We start from the raw sequence: 25,001 nt of genomic DNA, 5'->3' as shown, positions 1-25,001 counted from the left end.
AATAAAATGGAAGAAGTTCAGTATACCCAAGAAATTACGCTCAGGGCATTGATGAACGGGCAGCCCTGCCTGGAGCCGGAGCTGTTTCTGCACCTGGCCCGGGCTATTGCCGCCGAGGCCGGGAAGCTGCATCAGGAGCAGCTTCTCCATCTTGATCTGCGGCCGGAACATATTGTTGTATACTCCGATGAGCAAACGGTTGAAATAACAGCTTCCGGCTCTGCCGTGTCCCGCTCGCCAGAAGGGTATATCCATCCTCCCGGCTACAGCCTCCCTGCAGCCGGTCTGCCTTATTGCTCACCGGAGAACACCGGCAGGATGCACAGAACGATAGACGAGCGCAGTGACCTCTATTCGTTAGGGATTATTTTCTATGAAATGCTTGCAGGCAGACTTCCTTTTCAGGCTGAAGATTCACTCGAATGGGTATATATGCACTTGGCCCAAAGTCCTCCCCCCCTTGCACATACAAGAGCCGATCTGCCTGAGGGGCTGGAATCCATCATCATGAAGCTGCTCAGCAAGAATCCGGATAAGCGCTATCCGAGTACTCATGTGCTGATCTCGGACCTGGATACCCTTGGACTAGTCCAGGACAGAATCCTTACACAAACACGTTATCACGGGAGAACGCATGAGCTTGCTACTCTGACGCAAGCCTTCTATTCCGCTTGTCTCGGCTCCACGGAAATGGTGTACATATCCGGAGAAGCCGGAATCGGCAAAACCAGCCTGATGGAGCAAATGTTCCAAAACCAGCAGCATGCCCGGCAGTTCTTTTATATCACCGGTAAGTTCGAGCAAATCTCCAGTCAAAGTCCCTATCACCCGATTATCCAGGCCTTTCGCGGACTTCTGCGGCATCTGCTGGGAGAGCGCAGGGACACGTCCGAATTCTGGGCGGAGCGGCTGCGGAATGCCTTGGGCTCAAGTGCCCACATCATTACTGCGATGATACCGGAAGCTGCACGGATATTGGGGGACTTGCCGGAGGCCGAGACACTGCCGGCCAGTGAATCCAAGAAACGGTTTATCTATGTCTTCCGCAAGTTTGTGCAGGCCCTGGCTTCCAGCGAGCATCCGCTCGTTCTGTTTATTGATGATCTGCAATGGGCGAATGACTCTTCGCTTCAGCTGATCCATGAATTGTTGTGTGATCCGGAATGCCAGTATCTGATGTTCGTCTGTGCCTACCGGCATAACGAGACGGACCTTGGCAGGCTCCCAGGATATGAACCGGATGGCACGGTCACCGATCAGGCACTTGTTCATCACCTTCATCTGGCTCCGCTGAGCCTTGCGCAGATGAATCCGATTGTGATGGAAGCCTTGAACAGTCCGGCCGATACAGCACTTGCTTTGACCGAACTGTTGTATCCCTCTTCAGGAGGCAATCCATTTCATTTCAAGCAAATCCTCCGCCGGCTTCAAGATGACAGCATTCTGCGCTACAGTCCCGAGCAGCGTCGCTGGCAATGGAATCTGGGACAGATTATAGAGCAGACTCCCAGCTATGCCGTCAAGGATCTGCTGGAGCATAGACTGCACCGTCTCCCAGAGGATGCGCGGCAGTTGCTCGCCATTGCCGCCTGTATCGGAAGTGTGCTTCAAGCGCAGGATATTGTGCATATCGCCGGGCAGACCCACTCTGAGCGCAGCGACGCCTGGTCGATCCTTGAAGCCGAAGGCATGATGATTTCGTGCGGCGACGGCCAATTCCGGTTTGCCCACGACAATATTCAGAAGCTGATCTATAGCAGAATAGACGATGAGGCAAGGCATAACCTCCATCTCAGGATTGGCAGGTTCCTGCTTGAAAGAGACGGCGCCTGGATAGCGCATGCCTTTGATGCAGTCAATCAGCTGAACCTGGGCTCGGCGGGAATAACAGACCCGCGAGAGATCTTGCAGCTGGTGCGCCTCAATCTGGAGGCGGGAATAAGGGCCAAAACCTCCTCCGCTTACGACATCGCGCTGGAGTATTTCGCCCAAGGACTGGAGCTGCTGCCGGCAAAGGATTGGGAGAACGAGTTCGACCTTTGTTTCGAATTGTATATACATAAAGCAGAATGCGAATATTTATGCGGAAATATCAGACAATCCGAACTGGAGCTTGATGCTCTGCTGCAGCATGCCCGCAATCCGGTTGAACGCAGCCGGATTCAGTTAATCCGGATCATGCAGTACATCAACCAGGGCAGATATCTGGAAGGCACTGCGCTTGGACTCAGCAGTCTGCGGGAGCATCGCATTATGATCTCTCCCCGGCCCGGCAAAGTCATGCTGTTGATGGAGAGTATGAAGCTTGAGCTCCTGCTGAACGGCCGGTATGACCGCCTCGCGCATTTGAAGGAAATGTCGGACCCTGAACGGATTGCTGCTATGAATCTGCTTTTTGCCGTGGTGCCTTCAACCTTTTTCACCAACAAGAAGGTGTATTTCCTGTTGGTGTGCCGTGCCATCCAGCTCTCGCTCACATACGGGAACACGCCTGCTTCTGCAGCCGTCTACTCGGCATATGGTATGATTCTGGGCAATACACCGGGCAAAGCCCGCAAAGGTTATAATATCGGCGAGGTAGGGCTGGAGCTCTCGGATCGTTATAATATTCCTTCCATTAAAAGCAAGACCTACACCGTATTTGGCGGCGTTCTGTGCCAATTTGCCGGAAATTCACGTGAAGGGGAGGCCTATCTGGCGAAAGCGCTGCGCCATGGCCTGGATGCGGGGGATTATGTGTTTGCCAGCTATGCCATAGGCGCGCATATCAACGCCTTGTACTCAAGAGCACCGCTGGGGGAATTCGCGCGGACACTGGCCGAGTATGCCGTAGTGCTTGATACCACCAAAGACGAGTTCGTGAAGAAGAACATTCAGCTGTTCCAGCAATGGATTCTGGCACTGCAAGGCCGGTCGGCTGAACCCGATTCCTTCAGCGGAGCTGGCTTCAGGGAAGAGCTGTTTTTGGAGGAAATCCGTAGGGAAGAGACCTCGTCCACCACTTTATTTCAATACTGTACCTACAAAACGCAGCTATGCTGGCTGCTGGGCCGTTACGATCAGGCGCTACAGTGGGCGAGAAAGGCTCGTGTACATGAGGCGTATGCCACCCATTTGCCCCATTTGCCTGAATGCTTGATGTACGAAGCTCTCTCTCTGATGTCCATGCCTGTACACTGGCGCAAATCTGCACCTGAACACCGCCGTCTGCGGCGCATTCTGCGCCGCTTCAGACAATGGTCATTGGCCAGTCCGGTCAATTTCCAGTCCAGATATGATCTGCTGCAAGCCGAATTCGCCCGGGTATCCGGGCAGCTTCCAAGAGCTGAGGAGATGTATGACCGTGCGATCCGCGAGGCCAGGGAATATGAGGAGGTGCAGATCACCGCTCTTACCGGTGAACTGGCTGCCAGATATTACTGGAGTTGCGGCAAAAGCACCACGGCGTTGTTCTATTTAGAGACGGCTGCCGGGGGCTACAGCGACTGGGAGGTGCTGATCAAGGTGTCCCAGATAGAAGAGCTGCGCCTCCAATGGCAGGCTGCAGTCGATCCGGCACCTGTCCCTGCATCGACAGCCATTAGCCAGGGAAATCCCCGTCAGAGCGCAGAACCCTTACATTCAGTCCAGAAAGAGGCGCATGCTGTGGAACCGATGGATTTGGCTGCAATCCTTCAAACCTCCCAGGCCATCACAAATCCGCTGGATATAGACACTGTGCTCAGAGAGATGATGAGTACGCTGATGAAATATGCCGGGGCAAGCAAAGGCTCACTGCTGACAGGCAATCAGGATACCCTGTACATTCAAACCTATGCGGATTCTGAGAACCCTGCGGTCTCGTCACCTGCCGAAATGACAGACAGCATTCTTTTGCCGGAAGGGATTATTCGGTATGTGTACCGTACACAGGAGGAGGTGCATTATACCGGCGGAAGCGACAGCTGGTTGATTCATAACCCCTACATGGCCTACCACCGGCCCGGTTCTGCCTTGTGTATTCCCGTAACGGTACACGGTATGATGCTTGGCGTCCTCTACCTGGAGAACAAGCTGACCAGCGGCATCTTCGCGGATGAACATAAGGCGGTTCTGCTGGCACTGGCCTCCCGCGCCCTGCTTATGTGTGTGCTGCAGAGTTCGGGCGAGACTCCGGGTTCACAAATAGAGCAGACCGAGGCGCTGCTGCCCCTGCCTGCCCTGCTGGATGAACCGCTCACAGAGCGTGAATTGGAGGTTCTTACCTTGCTGGCAGCAGGATTATCGAACAAAGAAATTGCCGACCAGCTGATCATCGCCATAAGTACCGTTAAAGTGCATGTCAAGAATATTTTTGCCAAGCTCAAGGTCAACCGCCGCACCAAAGCTATCGCCCAGGCCCAGGAGCTGAAGCTGCTAGGGTAGCGCTCCAGCTCTCCCTGCTGCCAAGTATGCCCCTTATACTGGAACATATCTGACAGCTCACTATAATATCCCCCAGTTCCCTAATTCCGAGCTGCGGACGCACAACAGCGATCCCCCGGTAACCGGAGAATCGCTGTTGTGTCGTGTTATTGCCGTTCAGTGAGACTCATCCTCCAGAAACGGCTTGTTCACATAGTAATACATCACGCCCATTAGCACGCCGCCACCGATCAGATTGCCTAATGTGACCGGGACGAGATTATGCACCACGCCTCCCCAGGAGATCGTACCAGGGTGGTCCAGGACGAGAGCAATCGCGAAGGTACACATGTTGGCAATACTATGCTCGTACCCCGAGATGAAGAAGCAGAACACGAACAGGACCATGGCGAACATTTTGGCACCGTCGTTCTTCATTGACATCGGGACGAAGAAGGCCAGACAGACGAGCCAGTTACAGAGAATCGCCCGGAAGAACAGCTGCATCGCCGGTGCTTCCATCTTATGGGCCACCACATTAAGCAGGAACCCGTTGACAGAGGAATCATAGAACAATCCGGTCAGAAAAATAAGCAGCGCAAACGCCGTAGCCCCAAGAATGTTGCCCAGGTAGCTGACGACCCACATCCGCACAACCTCAGTCCATGCCAGCTTGCGCCTCAGTGCCGCATAGGTGTAATAAAAAGTGTCCCCGGTAAATAAATCTCCTCCACCGTAGGAAATCAGGATGATGGCTGCGCCGAAGGTGATCGCAGCCATCGGATAGGTCATCGGCGATTGTTCCATATAGAAGAAGTTGCCGGTCTTAAAGGCTACGATCACGCCGAATCCGATAAACATGCTGGCGAGCATGGCCCTGGCAATGTACCGCCATACGCTTTGCCGGAAGATCTTCTGTTTCTTAAGTGCAAGCTTCTCTACCTGCAGCAGTGCCTCGTTCTCCATTTGACCCTCCGTATTCACTTTATATTTTCAGTGGTGCCGGAAGACTGATGTACAGCCTCCAGCTATTATACCCAATAAACCACTGGAAATTGCTTGAATCACAGAGCATCAATAATTTATGAATCCGCACACTCCCCGCACCCTTGTTACAGGCTGTTATCCTCCCGATCATTCAGGCTGGCAATCGCCTCCGCCTTCTCACTGCTGGCTACGACGATAAGCACCACGATCAAGCATCCCAGAATCATCCCGCTTATCCCCTCTTTCTCCACAGGTCGCCTTAGTGACAACGTATGTGGGGGGCGAAGACAATATGAATGAGTGCACAACAAAAAAGCCCGCCGAATCCATATCAGCAGGCTTGGTGCATTATTCAAGTTATTTTACCGGCCCAGAATCAAACTCTTAGTTCAAAAAGCTGCTCAGGCCGTTCTCCGCCTGCTTCAACGCCTGCGGCTGTGAACCCTCATTCAGCCCGAGCCGGTTGTTCAGCTGGGTGTTGATGGTGGTCATTTTGGACGTATAATCCTGACAGCTCTCGATGATCCGCCGGTTGGACTGCTCTGAGGTATCCAGGGCGCTGAGCAAGTCGCCAATAGCCTGATTCACGGCTTCCAGCGACATGGACGGCTTGGAGAGCAGCTCCGTTGTCTTCTCGGTCGTCGTGCGCAGCAGCCGTGCATTCTCCTTGAACTGGTCCTCGATGGTCTTGTTGGTGGCTTCGACCGCATTGATGACATTCTCCTGATCGGCCAGGGACATGGCAATCATCGCCGAGACGGTGATCAGATTAGAGGTCTTATCGATCGCGTTGTTTACGGAATCGATCAGCTTGTCATTATTGTCATTGATGATATCCGTTGCCGCAATCGCCTGATTGTAGAGCAGAATCATCTCGGTCATGGACTGAATCCGCACCATGACCTTGCGCAGCCCCCGCTCCAGATACGCTTTGCGGAATTCATTCTCGGGCTTGGCGATCTCAACCTCGAACAGCTCCTTCAGCTTATTGCCGAAGGCGATCTTGGTCTGGAGGTTATAGATCTCCTCCATGGAGGTGCGCTTCAACTGGCGCATGTTAACGATACTCTCTTCCAGCGTATCCCGGCCGTCACGCAGACCGGTGATAATGGCATCAATGTTGGTGCGGACCGACTGATATTTGTAGACATAATTCTTAAGCGGGCTTTTGCGCAGCATTTTGCCGAAGAAGCTGACATTCTTGCTCTGCTGAAGGGTCTCGCACTCACCCCGCAGCTTCATAATCATATTGGGCACTTCCACCCGCTTGCCGCTCATCAGGTCATTGACGGGGCGGTCCAGCAGCTTCAGCGTCTGGCCTGCCTTCTCCTGCGTCTTCACCCCAAGCTTCCCGATATCGTCCATCAGGGAATCCAGTGCCACCGTGTCAGTCTTGGCTACCTGCTCAATTAACTGGGAAGCCTCCTGGACTACCTTCTGCTCATCTTCTTTTCTAAGCTCAATTAACTGCGTGGACATGGCTATCCTCCTCCTATAATTCGGAACTGCTGTAGCGCTGATGAATCAGTTCCGCCTTGGTCTGAAGTTCCATCAGGTCTTTGTGCTCGATTGTCGACGCAATATCGGAAATTTTGGCATCGACATCACGCAGACCGTTCAGCAGCATTCTCCGGTTTCTTGTCTTGGCTTCGCCCCCCAGGCGCAGGAACGGATTGATTACTCCATTAAGGTCCTTCAGCACCAGCCTGCGGACGGTATGGTTAATCTCGCCGTTGCCCAGCTCCTGCAGCAGCGGAATGACGCGCTGCAGCCTGGCGAACAGCGCCAGCGACTTCTCGACAATTTCATTGTCCAGCGTATCCTTCTGCCCTTCGGAGATGATCATATCCTCCAGGATGCCCAGATACTCCACCACCGGAGCGAACTCCGCTCCGATCTGTATGTCCTCCCTGTGTCCGGCACCCGAATGGGCCGGGGTGGCCTGTCCCGCAGCAGCAGGAGAGGCAGCGGCAGCAGACGAAGCCTGCTGCGCGGCGGAGGATGCCGCCGGAATTGCCTGCGGCTCCTGTCCGGCAGGAATCACCTCTACCGGGAGATTCACTTTGGTGCGCCTGAGCTCCGGCACTGCAAGTGCTGCCCCGATTACCGGGAGCAGCAGCGAGACCAGCTCAGGCAGGAAGCCGCTGGTCAGTACGGCTACGACATAACCGGCACCGGCATACGCCAGTACTTTGAATTTAGCTTGCATTCCTTCTCACCTCTTATGAGCGTGAATGCTACACGCTCAATTCACGGAATCCGTAATGACGGATTCTCCGTTTATTCTCATGATCAGCGGCTGCTCGACATGGCTGGCCAGGACATTATGCTCGAACGACGCAGGCAGAACCTCGCCTCCGAGCGCGCTTTTGACAGCCAGATAAGGGAAGTTAATTCCAGACAGACAGGAGATATGCAGGCCGCCGGACATCCGCGGATTGATCTCCAGCAGCTTGGGCACGCCGCCGCTGTATTTCATCTGGATATTGAAATTGAACGGAATCCGGTATGTCTCAGCCACCCTGCGGGCCACCTCCGCAAGCTCCGGGATATACTCCATCAACCGCAGGCGGCCGCCTGCCTTACGGCGGGGAACTGCGGCCAGCAGCCTGCCCTTCTCATCCGACAAGCAATCAATACTATATTCATATCCCTCCAGCAGCTCCATCACCATCAGGTTAGGGAAGCTCCCGGCTTCATCAAGGATACGGTAAGCTTCCTCGAAGGAGATCAGCGGAGTTACGTGGCCGAACAGCTCCTCCACGGGACTGCGGTCATTATCTATAATCCGGAATCCGAGTCCGCCCTCCGTCTCGGTAGGCTTGAAGCAGACCTTGTGTCCTTTGGCTGCGAGATCTTCATAAGCTTCCCTGAACTGCTGCGCATTACTAACCACATGATAATCAGGAATTGTCATAATCCCGGTGGTCTTCACGCTCTCATAGAACTTGCCTTTGTCCATGATCATCTCCAGCAGATCCAGATCACGGCAGACCAGCACCTTCGTCCCGATCTCATCGAACAGCGAGGCATGCAGCGCGATATCGAGCATATGCAGCCGGGGGATGAAGATATCAATCTCGTTCCGGCGGCAAAAATCAACACAGAACTGCACGTATTCAATGCCTTCGAGCGCCGGCTCGGTTCCGGCCACATCGGCGCCTTGCAGCGACATATGGTGGATATCCGGGTGGGTGGCGAAGATTTGCACCGGAATTCCGTCTTCATTGCCCCGGATGAGATTCATATAGTGATAGGCAACAGAAAACCAGCGGTTGAAATATATATTTACCTTTTTCATGGTGGCGGTCCAACTCCCAATGCTGTCGAATGTGTATAGATCCTGTGAACATACTGCATAATCTCATCCGCGGCAAATACCCCCGGCCGCTCAGTAAACGGATACTCTAAGTGTACTAAACCCGCCTGCTGCTCGGCAAATATTTCTCCGTGGCAGGGGGCTATGGCATAGTCGGCGGCGGCGAGCAGGCTCTTGTCCAGAAGGGAATCGCCTGAAGCGACCATCGGCTCCGAATGCACGGTGCGGCGGACATGAAGAATGGCATCGCTTTTGTTCACCGCCTCCGGCACGATATAGAGCTTGCGCCCCTGCAGGGATACTCTCCAGCCAAGCTCGCCCAGCCGTTGAGACATCCGGGCAATCTCCTCAAGCGGCAGCGAATCCCGGTGAACCACGAACGTAAAGAACAGCTCATCGCAATACCGCCGGCTAATGATCCATTCTTCCTGAACAACAGCACGCACGATGCTTTCGGCTTCTTCCGCCGCAGCGGAGCCGCGTTCCACCGCTCTGCCGACAGCCGTCCGCCAATCCTGGTCCACTATCCCGTTCACAAGAATATTGCCGCCATTGCTGGTGATAGCATAATCCGGAATGACCGTCTCCTGGAACAGGTTAATCCGCCGGTACTGGGCAATCGTACGTGTAGTCACCGGCATGAAGACAATTTTCGCAACCAGTTCTATCAGTGTAGCCAGAGCCTGCTGTGAGATATACGATACCGTCCTGCCGTCAACGACCTCTGCCGGAACCAGACCGGGGGTATCCTCAGGAACGCCTATCGCACTAAGAGAGTAGATCAGCGTGCGGTCCAGATCGCTGGCGTAGATCATTCACTCTCCCCTTTCAGCGGCTTGATGATGCCGCAGCAGGAGTAGGTCAGCCCGGGATAGACCTCTACCGGCACGCCCCGGTCCTCCGCCAGCAGCAGAATATGCCGCAGGTTGGGATTGTCCAGCCTGTCGACAAGGATTCTCCAGGGCACTCTCCGCAGCAGTACACGTGTCGTCTCCCCCACTCCGGGCTTCACCAGATTGATATTATCTATGCCGAAGGTATCCTGGATACTGCGGATATCGGCCAGCCCCTGCCAGGTAATCTCCGGCGGATGCTCCAGCATCTCCGCAGCCTGCGCAAATGCCTCTGCTGCTACTTCCGTGAAATACGGGGTAATCGCTTCAACGAATACGTTGGACAGATCACTGTCCAGCCATTCCTTGTAGAATTTGGCCCCGTGGAATTCCTCTGGCCCGATCAGATCATCGCGGAGCACCGTACGGCTCATCAGGCCCGATACCGTGGAGTTCAGGCAAGCGCTTGGAATCAGATAATCCTCCCGGGTGCCGTAGGTTCCCGAGCAGTGCCCGGGATCAGCAAGTACCGCCAGATCATCATTTAGCGTAATGCCATATTTCTTATGCATACTCTCACAGGCCTCTATCAGCACCTGCCGGATGGCCCCCTTACCGGTCCAGCCATCGATGAATTGCAGTTCGGCATCCCTTCCATGCTGCTGCAGCATATAGAGCACCGCATTCTCATCAATCCCCTTGCCGCGGATAATCGAGATGCTGTAATGCGGAAGATCTGCTCCATATTTCTCAAGAATATAACGTTTGATCAATACCCCGATCGGAGTGCCCGCTCTCGCCAGGGAGACCAGCACGGTATTCGCCGTTCCCCGCCGGGCAACAATCATCTCGGACACCACAGCTACAGCCAGCGCCACCTTCTTCGCAGTCTGCTGCAGCGTCTCATGAAACAATTCGATATACTGCTCTGTCGGCTGGTACTCCACCGGAAGCATCTCCGAATAATGCACGCCGGACTGGATCGCTTCCTCCCGCTCGGCTGTTCCCCGCTCCAGGGATACATTGCTTAGATCCTTGAGCAGGAAGGTAACGTCGGAAGCAGGATAGCTGCCCAGTGCCACCGGAGGGGATATTGTTCTATTGTGAATGGCTTCGATATCTATTCCCTTCATAGCCCTGAGCCTCCCGTATCTGGTTCTGGGCTGAGCACAACAAGATGTACCTTATTGCCCGCCAGCCTCTGTAAAATATCCGTCATCGGTGCAATCCGCTGCCGGGGCACCTCGCGTTCCAGCAGGACGAAGATATCGTCATACTGGCCGGGGTCCACATTATAGATGAAATTCGTGATCTCCGTGTCGCCTGCGGACGGATAGGCAGCGGCGCTGTGCACGCCGTAATCCGCACGCCGCTCGGGATGGATCGGACTGCGGGTTGAGGACTGGTACAGCACGCCCTCTCCCATCTCTGCAGCGATCCGCATCGGCAGATACATGAACTCGCCTACGCCCAACACCAGGGTACGTCCGCCTTCCCGCAGCCCCCGGAGCTGCCTGGCCACGCGGCTTACACCTGCATCTATCCGCGCATTATCCGCAGACTCCAGGCCGAAGCGGCCGCTGTGCTTCAGATAAGGCGATGGATTGATAACGCCCTGCCCATCCGCCGAGGTTACCGGAAGCCGCTCTAAGCCGTCGAATGCATAAGTAGTTACAAGCTCTGCGCCTGTGGTAGCAGCGGCTCCGTTACCGGCTGCAGGCTGCAGCAGCGGAACCCCCTCAACCTTGATGCTTCCTTGCAGCAGGGATAGAGCTTGTATGCGTATCCCCAGCTCCAGCTCCAGATCACGGTACGCCTGGATATTAGCTTCACTCCGCCAGTCCAAGAGAGAAGCCACTACATACTCCCTGCGCGGAAATTTGGACTGGATGTCCCGGATCGTATTAATCGCCGTATTACCGGTCGTAATCTCGTCATCCACTAATACAATCGGCTCTGTCCCCGATAACAGCCCGGCATTCAGGGCATAGCAGAGATGATCTACGGCGTGGGAATGCTCCTCTTCAAAGGTCACCACCGATTCCAGCTCAGGAATCAGCTCACGCGTGGTATGAATATAGGACGCACCGCCGGCGAATGCATTATACATGCTGTGGCCCAGGGCGGTAGCGGTTTCGGCGAACCCGATAAACAGAACCGGCTCAGGCAGAGCCAGGCGCGCAGCAAGCAGCGCATGATAAGCTTCTTCCGCATACTCAGGATGGATCAGGCCATGAACGGCCTGGTTCATCAGCGGTTCCATCATCTCCCGGTCAGCGGTATCCGCGCTCATCTCCAGATACAGGAGCAAGGCGAGTGCCGCTCCGCTAAGCAGCGGGGTATAGGGCCCTACGGGAATATGCTTGCCAAGCACTTTGCTGACGAACAGGAAGGAGCGCTTCTTATTGATTCGTGCAGCCATGGAGAACAAGGAATCCACAGGCATATGAAAAGGATTCGAGGTTTCTGTTACCGTAACCCGCAGATTCTCGACGATATTAAACGTGTGTGTATTCGTTCTCGGGTAGTAATCCGACAAAATGCTGTTGTTCATGTAACACCCCGTATATTTGAGATCGTAATAAAATTCGTCTGGCCCAGTTCAAATGAGGCTTGATTTCATTCATTTTGTTATAGTATTCACTCTTGAACACGCCGCGGCTGCCATCGTTGCTGTCTACAATACTTAAGGCATCCACATACTCTTCATGCATTACGGTATACATCGCCTGCACGGGTCTGAGGTGGGAGGGGTGGATAATGGTTTTGCCCACAATACCGTTCTCCTTGTCCAGAATTACTTCCCGGATCAGTCCGTCCATCGAGCTTGAAATGAAGCTGTTGCGCATCTCGCGGCCATGCTTGCCATAAGTATCCTCGAAGGGCGTCTCCCGCAGCTGCGGGCGGAGGACCCGGTGTCCTTTGCTGGCAAAATACTCCCACACAGGCCCAGAGATGACGTATCCTTCCTCCACACGGCCAAAGACGTTAATAATATCCGACATGCAGTCACGGATCGGCGTCAGGTCATAAATACTGATATCCGGGCTGCGCCGCAGTCCGAACAGACTGGAGAAGTCCGTCGCTCCAATCCGGACATTCAGTACATACTCGCGGTATTGCCCCAGCAGATCGCGGACCCCAAGCAAAGTATCCATCCGGCTCTCCCGGTAGATGATCGGTGCATTCTCCAGAATCGGCATCCCGTACAGCACCGGAGCGGAATAGCTGCGTGTGTCATTGTAATCGGCAATGGCCTCGAAATAATCCGTACCGTTCTCTACGGAGAATTTGGGGAAGACGAAGCCGGTCAGCATGGTGATTAATGATCCCAGCCGAAAGATCAGATCCCGCAGCTGTGCAGGGTTACGTACGCGGATGAACAGCAGCGGAAGACTGCCGCGCTGGTCCGGCTCATTCTCCGCATAAGCGGACAGAAATGCCAGATGCCTGACGATGGATTCTTCGGCATAATCCACTTCACCGTCCCCGATGGCATCCTCCAAATCTATGATTACCGTGATAAGCCCCGAGGCTCTCAGCTTAATAATATCTTCGGCAACACTGGCACGGGTGGCCGGCATATAAAGGGCTGCTCCGACGGCATAAGCCAGTAAATCCTTGCGGGTAGTATGATCAAATGAAACCGGCGGAACATGGAATAATGAGGCTTCCTGTTCTTGTGTGAGGTAATCGAAATATCTCAAGGCCCTTCCCCCTTAATGTTGTGCCAGCACAATCCAAATGGCCTTTGGCTGCGAGCAGAACCAGCTATGCCGTCCTCTCGGGGACGGTATCCGGCTTGCTTAGAACCCAAGCAAAGGCCATGCTATAAACCTGTTACGATTACCCGAAAGGCGTGCCGGAGTCCACCCTTCCCGTGAACCCCGCGCCTTCCTGCACAGCTATAAAGGATAAAGAGATGAAGCACGCACAACCATCAGGCCTTGTGGTTCTCAGCCTTCTTGCGTTTGCTTGCGCTGTACACGATAGTACCTGCAAACACCGCAATTAGAATACCGAAGAAAATTACATGCGGCAATTCATAGCCGAAGGCTCCGGCAAGCATTTTACCGGCAATCAGTGCAATAAGCAGGAATGCTGTCTGTTCCAATTCAGGATATCTGGCAATCAGCTTGAGGAACACCTGTGCCACTCCGCGCATCATCAGTACGCCGAGAATACCGCCCAGGAAGAGTACCCATACTTCACTGCTAAGACCAAACGCAGCTACCACGCTGTCAATACTGAAGGCAATATCCATTAATTCAACGAGGAGTACCGTCTTCCAGAAGGAGGCGCCTTTATTCTTAATCTCTCCCTCTTCTCCGCTGCCCTTGAACAACCCTTTGTAGGCAATGTAGAAGAGATACAAGGCTCCAAGCACCTTCACCAGCGTGAATTTGACGAGATAGGTCCCCAGCCCAATCGCCAGGAATCTGAATACATAAGCACCGATAATACCGTAGAACAACGCCTTACGCTGCTGCTCCTTCGGCAGGTGCTTAACCATGACCGCCAGTACAAGCGCGTTATCAGCGGACAGCAGACCCTCCAGCAGAATCAGGCTTCCGATTATCCCCCAGCTGACAGGGTCGGAGAGCGTTCCTGCAATATCACTCCATGAGAAGAAATGCCCGTAATTCTCACCGATACTCCTAAAAAAATCACTGAACCAGTCCATTCCACTTGCGCCTCCGGTAATATCAAATTATTTGCTTCCCGCTACCCAGCGAAGCCCCCAGCCATAAGCCTCATCCATCTCCCTGTGACCGCTGAAATATTGCACGAGCCGTTCAATACTGAAGGTCTCGTTATCCACATTCCGGATCAGCGCGATGGCGCACATGCCTTTACGGTTGTTATGCTCGTCCAGATTAACGATAATATCCGGTCCTCCATCCTGCTTCAGGGTAACCACTCCATCCGCTTCAGACCAGTTGGTAACTCCTTTGTAAATAAAGGCAAACACCAGAATCCGTTCAATCTGGGCGACCTTACTTCCGTTTATACGCAGATTCTCGCCAGATGTTACGGAGCCGGTCCGATCATCTCCATCGAGCATGATGTACGGCGGCTGCTGGAGGTTGCCGAACGCATTGCCCAGTGCCTGCACCACACCTTTGCTGCCATTCTTCAGCTCATACAGACAGGCCAAGTCGAGATCTACCCCGCCCTTGTTACGGCTGAACAGCCCTCCGCCCTGCTTCTGGTTCCAGTTCAGGTTAATGAGCAGCTCACCCAGACCGGAGGCGGATTTCTTCAGGTTAATCGAATCGCCCTTCTTCTTCAGCTCAATCTTCTTCAGATTGAGATTCAGCGCCGGTGCGGGAGCAGCCTCCTGCTTAGGGGGTGCCGGTGCAGGCGGTGGCGGAATCACAATATTCGGTCTGGATGACTCTGCGCGGGGCGGCGGCACTTGAAGCGGCGGGCGTCCCGGCGGAGGCGTCTGTTCAGGCGGCTTCGGTGCCGGCGCAGGCTCGTCCTCTACTTCTATGCCATAGTTGCCGCAGAGCGCCTTAAGCCCGCCCGAGAAGCCCGCAACAATCGCACTGTATTTCCATTCTTCACCATGTCTATATAATTCTCCAACTACAACAGCCGTTTCCACAGAGAACTGATTTCCAAGGTTACACCGCAGAAGCTGCGCACCTGTCGCCTGATTCACGATCCGGCACTCCGCTTCACTCATTTGTCCGAACATCTGCTTGCGGTTTTCTCCGTCATACAGAGTAAGCGTGAAGGCAATCTTCACTATGTTTGCCGGAATCCGCTCCAGCGAGACCTCGAACTGCTTCAGTCCGCCCGAAGCCGTACCCGGCACATCCTTATAAGTGATATATGGAGTAGACGGGTTATTGTAGAAGATCAGATCGTCGTCACTGCCGACTTTACCGCCAGCTCCAAGCAGGAATGCGGAAGCATCAATATCCATGGAAGACGGAGCTTTCCACCCGATCTCAACCGTAATGCTGCGGAGCCCCGGGTTCCCTTTGGTCAGATCTGCTTTCTGTCCTTTGACTACTTCTGTATTCATTCTTACGCCACCTTTATACATGGATAAGAGCGCAACTTATCAGATTTTGTGTATAAAAAGGGCAGGATCGATGATGATCCCGCCTTTGAAGCTCTTATTGCGCGTCCAGCCCGTAGTTTTTGCATAATGCACTTAGTCCGCCGGCGAAGCCGCTGCCAATCGCCTGGAATTTCCAGTCCGCCCCCTGGCGGTAGAATTCACAGAAGACCACAGCCGTCTCGGTGGAGAAATCCTCGCCCAGATCGAACCGCAGAATCTCACGGTCACTGGATGCATCCACTACGCGGACGAAAGCGTTGGAGACTTGTCCGAAGTTCTGTGCCCGGGCCTCATAATCATAGATCGTGACCGTGATCCCGATCCGCTGAATATTGGCAGGCACCAGGCTGAAGTCTACGACGATCTGCTCATCATCCCCGTCGCCTTCCCCCGTACGATTGTCGCCTGTGTGGGTTACAGATCCAGTACCGCCGCTTGGGTTGTTATAGAATACAAAGTCATTTTCGCTTTTGGCTTTGCCGTCCTCATGCAGCAGGAATGCTGATGCATCAAGGTCGAAATCCTTGCCGCCGCTGTACTTGTTTGTATCCCAGCCCAGTCCTACAACTACCTTGGTCAGACCCGGATTAGTCTTGGTAAGATCAATCCGCTGTCCTTTGGAAAGACTGATCGTCACTGTCAAAAACCCTCTTTCCTTACAGATTTAATTCCCGTAATGTCAGAGCCTTATTGCAGACCGTAATCACGGGTCAAGCCGGAGAGACCATCCTTGTAGCCGCTGCCAATCGCATTGAATTTCCATTCTGCGCCGTTACGGTACAATTCGCCTACAACTACGCCTGTTTCAACGGAGAAATCTTCACCCAGGTCAAAACGGATCAGTTCCTCACTGTTCGCATCGTTGACGATACGTACATAAGAACGGGAGACTTGTCCAAAGTTCTGGCTTCTGGATTCTGCTTCATAGATGGTAATGGTGAAGGCAATCTTGTCCACATCTGCAGGAACATTAAGCAAATCGACTTGAACCTGCTCATCGTCTCCGTCGCCTTCCCCGGTACGGTTATCGCCGGTGTGTACGACAGAAGCGTTCTCGTTCTGCTTGTTGTTGAAGAAGATGAAGTTGGTTTCTTTATCTACTTTACCGCTGGCATTCGTCAGGAACACGGAAACGTCAAGGTCAAAGTCCTTACCGCCATCGTATTTATTCGTATCCCATCCTAGGCCGACTGTGATTTTGGACAAGCCTGGATTCGTTTTGGTTAAATCAATTTTTTGTCCCTTGGATAAGTTAATAGCCATGAATAGAGCCCTCTTTTCTCAAATTGGATTTAGATATAGCGTTCTGCCAGCTGATTGATATGCGCGGCGTGGGCCGCTTCACCGATGGCTGCGAATTTCCACTCTTCGCCATGACGGTACAGCTCGCCGCAGATCAGTGCCGTGAAGCCTGTATAATTCTCTGTCAGATTAAACTTAACCAATTCTGCATTCCCTGCCGCATTAATAATGCGGATATACGCAGATTTGATCATTCCGAAATCCTGCTTGCGGTTCACCGCGTCGTAGATGTTAACCACAACAAGGACCTTATGGACATCGGCAGGAATCTGCTTCAGATTCACCATGATCTGTTCGTCGTCCCCGTCGCCCTCACCCGTCAGATTATCCCCCGAGTGGACTACAGAGTTATTCGCATTCTGTTTGTTGTGAAAGCAGACAAGGTTCAGCTTGTTCGTCAGCTTGCCGTTCTCATTCAGCAGCAGCGCTGAAGCATCGCAGTCAACATTCGCCTGTTTTTTAACCCCAAAGAATCCTCTTGCCGGTTCGGCAGGGTCCCAGCCCAGTCCTACGATTACGTTAGACAGTCCGGCATTGCCTTTGGTTAAATCGATCTTCTGACCTTTTACCAGATTAATTCCAGCCAACTTGAAGTACCTCCGTTTCCAGATAGAAGTGTGCTTGCGGGTGTTACATCAGTGATACGGCGATGAATCGCCTAAAGTTTCAGTAATTAGCAAATGAAATCCAGCCTGTAATTACAGGCTGAATTCGCTTGGGCTGAGTCCCAGTACGCTGCAGATATTCCGCACAACTGCCTTCTCATGCTCGTCGAAGTCACCGTCTGCTGCACCAATCGCCGAGCATACGCCCACGATTAAGCGTCCAACCTCCGGTTTGCCGTTAAACTTACCGATAGCCTTCAGCGCTTCCTGCTTACCGATCTCCGGCGAGAATTCGAAGTTGCTTACATAGTAATTGAACTGGGCAATGACGTCCCTCATGTCAAATACCTTGAGTTCATTGCTGAGATTCATATATCCCGCCATCTTGTTCTTCTCAGCTTCCTCAATCTTGCCGTCAGCAGCAGCGACCAGCGCGCAGCCCGCTACCACCGCGTTCATAAAGTCTTTATTTTTAAATTTCTTCACTTGATCCGTCAGTCCGCTCTTGGTGGTATTCAGCCAATTCTTGAATGTGCTCATCGTATTCTCCTTCTATCATTATGGAATTATGACCAGCAGAAAGCCTATGCCGTCTTATTAAGCACCCTATCCTTTTCTGCCGGAAATATAAGGATCAATCATTATGCAGAACCGCTGTCATCCTTATACTTTAAAAAAAGATATCTCCGAGCCTCCTCCCCGCCACCCTGGGCAGCTATTCACGCTTGGACTTATTGCCTATTTCTTACTCTTCTAATATAACCGATTAAATAACAATATTCTACTTTGGGCGATTCTTACAGCACCTTGGACAGAAACTCCCGTGTACGCTCATGCGACGGGCTGCCGAACAACTGCTCCGGCGCACCCTGCTCCACTATGGCCCCTTGCTCCATAAAAAGCACCCGGTCCCCCACTTCACGGGCGAAGCCCATCTCATGGGTCACCACAACCATAGTCATCCCCTCAAGGGCCAGCTCCTTCATTACGGCCAGCACCTCGCCCACCATCTCGGGGTCCAGGGCCGAGGTCGGCTCGTCGAACAGCATGATCTTCGGCTCCATCGCCAGCGCCCGGGCAATCGCCACCCGCTGGGCCTGACCGCCGGAGAGCGAGGCAGGATACATCTCCGCCTTCTCACTGAGGTCCACCTTCTGCAGCAGCTCCACAGCCTTCTGCCTCGCTTGATCCTCCGTCCATTTCCGCACCTTCATCGGGGCCAGCATGATGTTCTCGATCACTGTGCGGTGCGGAAACAGATTGAACTGCTGAAAAACCATCCCCACCTCAGTACGGATATCGTTAATCCTTGTGCTCTTGGCCATCAAGGAAGTGCCTTCAATGATAATATCGCCCTTTTGCGGCTGCTCCAGCAGATTAAGGCAGCGCAGAAAGGTCGATTTGCCTGAGCCCGAAGGCCCGATGACGACCACAACCTCCCGGCTGTGAATGTCGACGCTGATATCCGTCAGTACCTGATGGGCACCAAATGATTTGTGCAGATGCTTGACTGAAATAACCGGTTCCATAGGGGTTACACCTTCCGTTCGATATAATTAAGCAGCTTGCTGAGGGAGTAGGTCAGGATGAAATAGATCAGTGCAGCGGTCAGATAAGGCTCCCAGATCCGCAGGTATTGGCCTTTCATGGTATTGCTCCAGTACATAATCTCAGGGGCGGCAATCAGCGCCAGCAGCGAGGAATCCTTAACAAGTACGATGAATTCATTCCCGAAGGCGGGAACCATCCGTTTGATGGCCTGGGGCAGAATAATGAAGCGCATCGCCTGCTGCCGGGTCATTCCAAGGGATAGGGCCGCTTCCCGCTGACCGGGGTCGATGGACTGGATACCGGCGCGGAAGATCTCCGCAGAATAGGCAGCGGAATTGAGCGACAGCGCCACGAATGCGCTCATCAGCGCGTAGGTTTTGCCGTAGAACAACGGGATCAGCCCGAAGTGGACGATCAGAATCTGCACATAGAGCGGCGTACCGCGGAAGAGGTTAATATACGCGTGAAACGGCCAGCGGAAATACCATCTTGGCGCCATTTTGCCGAAGCCGATCACCAGTCCCAGCAGGGAACCGCACAGAATGGAGACCAGCGATACGCCGATGGTGAACAGGGTCCCTTTTAGCAGAACCGGTAAATAATGAATGATGATGTCGAATCTGAAATCCATAGAATTCTTCCCTTCTCTTCTGCTTGTGGCTTGCTCAAAAAAAGAAGCACGCGCAATAGCAATCATTACGCATGCTTAGTTGTGCCGGCCCCTATGCTACTTCGCGTTCATAAGCGCCGCCGTGTCCGGCTCTTCGCCGAACCATTCCTTGTAGATCTCCGCATATTTGCCGTTCTCGATGACCTTCTTGATCGCCGGGTCCAGCTTCGCCTTCCATTCACTGCCCTTAGGATACAGAATGCCGTAGTACTCGGAGCCGAAATTCTCCTTGTCGATAATGCCTGTCAGCTTCTCCTTCGGATTGTTCTTGATGTATTCGTTCACGATGGCGATATCCGCGACCACCGCATCCGCTCCGCCGCCGTTCAGCTCCATCAGCGCTACCGCATTGCTGTCGAACCGCTTCAGATTTCCGTTGTCAACGCCCATAATGCCGCTCATCAGCTCATCCGCTGTGGTGGCTGCCTGAACCGCAACCTTCTTCCCCTTCAGGTCCAGGGCGGATTTGATGTCGCTGCCTTCCTTCACCATGATCATGTTCGTAGATTCGAAATAAGGGATGGAGTAGTCATAGGTTTCCTTGCGCTCATCTGTAATCGATACCGAGGATACACCCGCCTGATATTCAGTGCCCTGCTTCACACTGGTCAGCATGGTATCCCAGCCTGTGTTGGTGACCGTGTAATCAATGCCGGCCTCCTCCATCACCGCCTTAATGAAATCAATGTCAAAGCCCTTGATTGTATCAGTATCCATATACTCCATTGGTGCATAGCTGGCATCGGTAGCGATTTTGAGGCTTTTCCCGTCCGCACTGCCGCCTTTCGCCTCATTACCAGAGCTACAACCCGCCATTGCCAAGACCAGGAGTGCTACCATACCTGACATCGCCCACTTTTTCCGGATTCCCATTCTCCAATCCCCCTACTTATTTGTAAAATAACTTAAGGAGATTTTATCAGATTAAAGTAGTGATGACAATTAACTTTATCCTTGTGTGTAATATAATATGACATTATTATCGATATATTGTAACATCTCATGCAAAAAAGCAGCCAAAATGCCCCGGAGAGAGCTCCGGCAGCATTCTGGCTGCTTAATGAGTGGTCTATACATATTAGCGCATAAGTTAGAAGGTCAGATCGCCATCATAGGAAGCAATCATCCGGTACAGCTCCGGACGGCGGTCACGGAAGATCCCCCATTCAATCCGGCCGACCTCAAGGGCATCCAGATCAAATTCGCTGACCAGCACGGCCTGCTCATTCCGTCCAGCTTCGACAATCTTGTTGCCCTGCGGACCAGCGATGAACGACGAGCCGTAGAAATCAATGCTGGAATCCTCGTCAGTCTCCTTCCCGATCCGGTTGGAGGCCACGACAGGAATCAGGTTAGCGGCAGCATGACCCAGCATGCAGGTCTGCCAGTGATCCTTGGAATCGATTGACCCGTCCTGCGGCTCTGAGCCGATCGCTGTAGGGTAGAACAGAATCTCCGCACCCATCAGGCTCATCACCCGGGCAGCTTCCGGGTACCATTGGTCCCAGCATACGCCGACTCCGATTTTGGCATAGCGGGTATTCCACACCTTGAAGCCAGTATCGCCCGGGTTGAAGTAGAATTTCTCTTCATAGCCCGGACCGTCAGGAATATGGCTCTTGCGGTATTTGCCCATCACGGTTCCGTCCGCATCAATGACCGCCAGCGAGTTGTACCGCGCATAATTCTTCTTCTCATAAAAGCTGATCGGCAGCACCACCGCAAGCTCCTTGGCGATAGCCTTGAAGTGGTTCACCGCCTTGTTCTGCTCAAGCTCTGTAGCATAGGCGTAGTAATCCGACTTCTCCTTCTGGCAGAAATACGGCGTCTCGAAGAGCTCCTGCAGCAGAATAATCTGCGCACCCTGGGCGGCTGCCTCTCTTACCAGTGTCTCCGCCTTGCGGATATTCTCATCAATGTCGCCGGAACAGCTCATTTGCGTCGCGGCTACTTTTACTTGTCTCATGGTTGTTCCTCCTTGGTTGGATCTCAGTCTACTCCACCGCAGGCATCTGCTGGGTGGTGCAATGCACGTTCCCGCCTTCGCCGATCACGGCCATTCCGTTCACGGTCCGAATGCGGCGGTCTGGGAACAATCCGCCCAGCGTCTCTTCAGCCAGCTTGTCCGTCTCAGCCGCTGTACCGCCGAAGACCGGCAGAATAATGCCGCCGTTCACAAAATAAAAGTTCAGATAACTCAGCGTCAGGCGGCTGCCCTCGAAGTCTACGCGGGGCGGCTGCTGAATGCGGATAATCTCCAGCTTCCGGCCTTTGGCATCAACCGTCTGCTCCAGGATGCGCAGATTCTCCTGCGTAATCGCATAGTTCTCATCCTGCGGGTCCTCGCAGACCTGAATAATCACCTTACCCGGTGCCGCGAAGCAGGCGATGTTATCGACATGCCCGTCCGTCTCATCCCCGCTGAGGCCGCGCTTCAGCCAGATGATGGACTCGGTCCCGGTATATTGCTTCACATATGCAGCAATCTCCTCGCGGCTTAAGCCCGGATTACGGTTGGTGTTGAGCAGACATTCCTCGGTGGTCAGCAGCGTGCCTTCACCGTCCGTATGAATCGAGCCGCCCTCCATCACCAGGGGAGCATCGAACGCGCTGACCTCCAGGTGCTTCAGAATCTGCGGAGCTACCTCATCATCGAGATCCCAAGGCGAGTATTTGCCGCCCCAGGCATTGAATTTCCAGTTGACCCCGGCCAGCTTCCCGTCAGGACCCGTGAGGAAGGTTGGTCCGTTGTCCCGCAGCCAGGCATCGTTGTGCCGGACGGGGAGCAGTGTCACATTCCCGCCGAGCGCCAATTTCTCTACCTGATCCAGCTCCTCTGGATTGACGATAACCGTCACCGGCTCGAATTCGGCAATCGCCCGGATAATCTCGGCATAGCCCCTACTAACCGCTTCATGATTATCAGGGTGTACCATAGAGTCCTTCACCGGCCATGAAATGAAGGTCCGTTCATGCTTGGCCCATTCGGCAGGCATTGTATAGTGTAAATCACGTGGATGCATCATTTAGTTACCTCTGCTGTTTAGTTTTTGAAGCCGGGGATCTACCCGCAAGCTCCTCACCCATCATACATGAATATGCCGGCAGGCTCAATTGCTGCGCAGCAATAATCCCTCTGGAAATATCCAGAGGGACTGTCATTGAAGCATAATAATCTGCGGTACTGTAATCAGAAAAACTGTGAGACTGTAATCAGAGAAATTGCGGGACTACAATCAGAGAACCTCGGGGATGAATCGATTTTACAGAGTGATGCGCTTGATTATATTGCCCTCAAAATCCTTAATGCTGAACTCACCGTTCTCCAGAACGCCGTAGGAGTTCGGGTTGTTCTCCTTCGGCAGCGCAATCGATCCGGGGTTGAGCACAGTAATGCCGTCCTTCACCTCTGCCACCGGCAGATGCGTATGCCCCTGAATGAACACAGCCTGCGGGGCCAGCGCCGGTAAGTGGTCGATGCTGAAGCCATGCCCGTGCGTGGCATAGATTGTGCGGCCTTCATGCAGAATCAGCACATAGTCGCCCATCATCGGGAAGTGCAGCAGCATCTGATCCACCTCGGCGTCACAGTTACCTCTCACCGCCGCCAGCGATTTGCCCGATTGGCTGTAAGCATTCAGCCTGTCGGCAACCCCCTGCGGATTATACCCCTCCGGCAGCGGATTCCTCGGTCCGTGATACAGGAAATCCCCCAGAATAACCAGCGTGTGCGGCTGCTCCTCCTCCGCCTTCGCCAGCGCCTGCTCCAGCCAGTACAGGGATCCGTGAATATCGGAAATAAACATCAGCTTCATGTGAGTGCTTCCTTTCTGTCCATATATCCTGCCCAAAATGCAACATTTCGCTCACCATTCCAGTACGAATCGACTATTGTTGCATAAAAAGCAGGATTCCTGTTCCTTCAAGCTGAATTGCGGGACGATTTCCTGCAATTTGTGCAACATTTCACCTAAACTCCCATGTATCCATGCACCAAAACTGCAATATATGTAAGCGTGTTGATTTCCCAAAAAAAGGGACAAGAAAGGCCGCCATTTCGGGTAATGGTAAGTACGACCAAACCAAACCGAAATGAGGCGACCTCATGAATAATAATACCCCATTCCTGGCCGTGTTCAAACAAGTATTAACCCCGGAAGAAGTCGAAATGGTGACTGGGCAAACCGAGAACTACGAGGATACAGGAACCAAAATGACTGTCGGTGTGTTGTTCGACTACTTTATCCAAGCCTGCTACCACCAATGGGATGGCTTTCGTCAAAGTGCTCGGGTGGGCTCGAACTACGATTTGCCCAAGGTTCATTACTCCACTCTTTCGGGCAAAGCCGGTGAAGTGCCTTACGATATCTTCAAGCGTTTGTTTCAACTGCTCGTCCAGAAATGTAACCGGCAAACCCGTCGGCACCTGAATCTGCCTAAAGATCTTCTGCTTATTGACTCTACGACGGTTACGGCGGCAAACTCCCGTATGTCTTGGGCTCCGTATAAAAAATTCAGAGGAGGTATCAAGCTGCATGTGGCCTTCTCGCATGGACAGCATTCACCCGTGAAGGTGGTCGAATCGATTGCCAGGCGCAATGACGCTCCATTTGGAGAAATTTTGGCCGATAAGGACTACCTTTTAGTTCAGGATCGGGCGTATGGAAAGATCGGTCGATTGGATCAATATGTGCAGCAAGGTCAGTCCTTTGTGATTCGTCTGAAAGACAATCTCCATTTGGTGATGCCGCGAAAGCTTCAACGACCGGCGGAGGGAGACACCAAAATTGTACGCGATATCACCTGTTATATTGGTCAAGGCAAACACCAATCCGCCCACCGCCACCGCGTCGTTGAATTTGAAAATGACCGGGGTGAAGTGGTACGAATTGTGACCGATTTGAGAAAAGAGTCCGCTCATGTGATTACTGAAATGTACAAAGCACGCTGGGAAATTGAAGTATTTTTCCGCTGGGTGAAACAGCATTTGAATGTCCCTTGTCTATTTGGAACCACCGAAAATGCAGTATATAGCCAATTGTTTGTAGCCCTTGCCGCGTATGTGCTTTTGAAATACATTTTTGATGAAATTCACCCGAAGGTACCGGTCTTTGCTGAGCTGACTCTTTGGGAATTTATGCAGGACTGGCGTATATTTAATCTTCCGCTGGAGTGGCAGGTTCAGCTTAATCAGCTCAGGCGTAAAGAACATTTAGGTGTTTTTGTCATCCCATAATATGGGTAATCAACACGCCTGCAATATATGCAACAATCG

At 53.0% G+C, this 25,001-nt stretch carries 22 protein-coding genes; 2 read left to right on the top strand and 20 right to left on the bottom strand.

Features of this window, described 5'->3' with window-relative positions:
* The first annotated feature begins 6 nt into the window (after window positions 1-6).
* Entirely contained in the window at window positions 7-4,404 is a 4,398-nt protein-coding gene (locus MKY86_RS00275) for a helix-turn-helix transcriptional regulator (RefSeq protein ID WP_076085970.1), read from the top strand.
* Window positions 4,405-4,560: 156 nt separating this feature from the next.
* On the opposite strand, the gene MKY86_RS00270 is transcribed toward MKY86_RS00275, so the two are convergent.
* The 20 genes from MKY86_RS00270 to yfcE form a co-directional block, all read right to left on the bottom strand.
* Window positions 4,561-5,349 carry a formate/nitrite transporter family protein gene (locus MKY86_RS00270; RefSeq protein ID WP_036723535.1) on the bottom strand — a complete coding sequence of 263 codons (789 nt, stop codon included), beginning with the start codon at window positions 5,347-5,349 and terminating at the stop codon, window positions 4,561-4,563.
* 405 nt (window positions 5,350-5,754) lie between these two features.
* Window positions 5,755-6,849 carry a toxic anion resistance protein gene (locus tag MKY86_RS00265; RefSeq protein ID WP_076085967.1) on the bottom strand — a complete coding sequence of 365 codons (1,095 nt, stop codon included), beginning with the start codon at window positions 6,847-6,849 and terminating at the stop codon, window positions 5,755-5,757.
* Between the two features lie 13 nt (window positions 6,850-6,862).
* The gene (locus MKY86_RS00260; protein ID WP_076085964.1) at window positions 6,863-7,579 is read right to left on the bottom strand and encodes a hypothetical protein; all 717 of its coding nucleotides are present in this window, start codon (window positions 7,577-7,579) and stop codon (window positions 6,863-6,865) included.
* Between the two features lie 36 nt (window positions 7,580-7,615).
* On the bottom strand, window positions 7,616-8,671 hold the full coding sequence (locus tag MKY86_RS00255) for an ATP-grasp domain-containing protein (protein WP_076085961.1): 1,056 nt from the start codon (window positions 8,669-8,671) through the stop codon (window positions 7,616-7,618).
* Complete coding sequence (locus MKY86_RS00250) at window positions 8,668-9,504, bottom strand: HAD family hydrolase (protein WP_076085958.1); 837 nt, start codon at window positions 9,502-9,504, stop codon at window positions 8,668-8,670. The genes MKY86_RS00255 and MKY86_RS00250 overlap by 4 nt, the downstream gene beginning before the upstream one ends.
* Complete coding sequence (locus MKY86_RS00245; protein WP_076085955.1) at window positions 9,501-10,655, bottom strand: cysteine protease StiP family protein; 1,155 nt, start codon at window positions 10,653-10,655, stop codon at window positions 9,501-9,503. Before MKY86_RS00245 ends, MKY86_RS00250 begins: the two co-directional genes overlap by 4 nt.
* Window positions 10,652-11,944 carry a phosphoribosyltransferase family protein gene (locus tag MKY86_RS00240; protein ID WP_076085978.1) on the bottom strand — a complete coding sequence of 431 codons (1,293 nt, stop codon included), beginning with the start codon at window positions 11,942-11,944 and terminating at the stop codon, window positions 10,652-10,654. Before MKY86_RS00240 ends, MKY86_RS00245 begins: the two co-directional genes overlap by 4 nt.
* 76 nt (window positions 11,945-12,020) lie before the next feature.
* A complete protein-coding gene (locus tag MKY86_RS00235) occupies window positions 12,021-13,229 on the bottom strand; it encodes an HpcH/HpaI aldolase/citrate lyase family protein (RefSeq protein WP_051477877.1) in 1,209 nt (402 codons plus the stop codon).
* Window positions 13,230-13,462: 233 nt separating this feature from the next.
* Window positions 13,463-14,206, bottom strand: a complete 744-nt coding sequence (locus MKY86_RS00230; protein WP_036723548.1) for a TerC family protein — start codon at window positions 14,204-14,206, stop codon at window positions 13,463-13,465.
* A 27-nt stretch (window positions 14,207-14,233) separates the two neighbouring features.
* Window positions 14,234-15,559, bottom strand: a complete 1,326-nt coding sequence (locus tag MKY86_RS00225) for a TerD family protein (protein WP_076085952.1) — start codon at window positions 15,557-15,559, stop codon at window positions 14,234-14,236.
* Window positions 15,560-15,653: 94 nt separating this feature from the next.
* Window positions 15,654-16,235 (bottom strand): TerD family protein, encoded by a 582-nt coding sequence (locus MKY86_RS00220; RefSeq protein ID WP_036723550.1) that lies wholly within the window; start codon window positions 16,233-16,235, stop codon window positions 15,654-15,656.
* 50 nt (window positions 16,236-16,285) lie between these two features.
* Window positions 16,286-16,861: a TerD family protein gene (locus MKY86_RS00215; RefSeq protein WP_076085949.1), complete on the bottom strand. Its 576-nt coding sequence runs from the start codon at window positions 16,859-16,861 to the stop codon at window positions 16,286-16,288.
* Window positions 16,862-16,890: 29 nt separating this feature from the next.
* A complete protein-coding gene (locus MKY86_RS00210; RefSeq protein WP_076085946.1) occupies window positions 16,891-17,487 on the bottom strand; it encodes a TerD family protein in 597 nt (198 codons plus the stop codon).
* A gap of 111 nt (window positions 17,488-17,598) precedes the next feature.
* Entirely contained in the window at window positions 17,599-18,045 is a 447-nt protein-coding gene (locus tag MKY86_RS00205) for a tellurite resistance TerB family protein (RefSeq protein WP_036723555.1), read from the bottom strand.
* A 257-nt stretch (window positions 18,046-18,302) separates the two neighbouring features.
* A complete protein-coding gene (locus MKY86_RS00200; protein WP_076085943.1) occupies window positions 18,303-19,034 on the bottom strand; it encodes an amino acid ABC transporter ATP-binding protein in 732 nt (243 codons plus the stop codon).
* Between the two features lie 5 nt (window positions 19,035-19,039).
* Window positions 19,040-19,687, bottom strand: a complete 648-nt coding sequence (locus MKY86_RS00195; RefSeq protein ID WP_076085940.1) for an amino acid ABC transporter permease — start codon at window positions 19,685-19,687, stop codon at window positions 19,040-19,042.
* 96 nt (window positions 19,688-19,783) lie between these two features.
* Complete coding sequence (locus tag MKY86_RS00190; RefSeq protein ID WP_083685780.1) at window positions 19,784-20,599, bottom strand: basic amino acid ABC transporter substrate-binding protein; 816 nt, start codon at window positions 20,597-20,599, stop codon at window positions 19,784-19,786.
* 217 nt (window positions 20,600-20,816) lie between these two features.
* On the bottom strand, window positions 20,817-21,692 hold the full coding sequence (gene aguB / locus MKY86_RS00185) for an N-carbamoylputrescine amidase (protein WP_076085937.1): 876 nt from the start codon (window positions 21,690-21,692) through the stop codon (window positions 20,817-20,819).
* A gap of 28 nt (window positions 21,693-21,720) precedes the next feature.
* On the bottom strand, window positions 21,721-22,749 hold the full coding sequence (locus MKY86_RS00180) for an agmatine deiminase family protein (RefSeq protein ID WP_076085973.1): 1,029 nt from the start codon (window positions 22,747-22,749) through the stop codon (window positions 21,721-21,723).
* Between the two features lie 240 nt (window positions 22,750-22,989).
* Window positions 22,990-23,541 carry a phosphodiesterase gene (gene yfcE / locus MKY86_RS00175; protein WP_076085934.1) on the bottom strand — a complete coding sequence of 184 codons (552 nt, stop codon included), beginning with the start codon at window positions 23,539-23,541 and terminating at the stop codon, window positions 22,990-22,992.
* 290 nt (window positions 23,542-23,831) lie between these two features.
* On the opposite strand from yfcE, the gene MKY86_RS00170 reads away from it, so the two are divergent.
* Window positions 23,832-24,962 (top strand): IS4 family transposase, encoded by a 1,131-nt coding sequence (locus MKY86_RS00170; RefSeq protein WP_340825549.1) that lies wholly within the window; start codon window positions 23,832-23,834, stop codon window positions 24,960-24,962.
* Window positions 24,963-25,001 lie beyond the last annotated feature (39 nt).

Source organism: Paenibacillus sp. FSL R7-0333 (assembly GCF_038000365.1).
Taxonomy (GTDB): Bacteria; Bacillota; Bacilli; order Paenibacillales; family Paenibacillaceae; genus Paenibacillus_AQ; species Paenibacillus_AQ silagei.
Note: the sequence above shows the minus strand (reverse complement) of the source record. Positions and strands in the feature narration are given on the sequence as shown.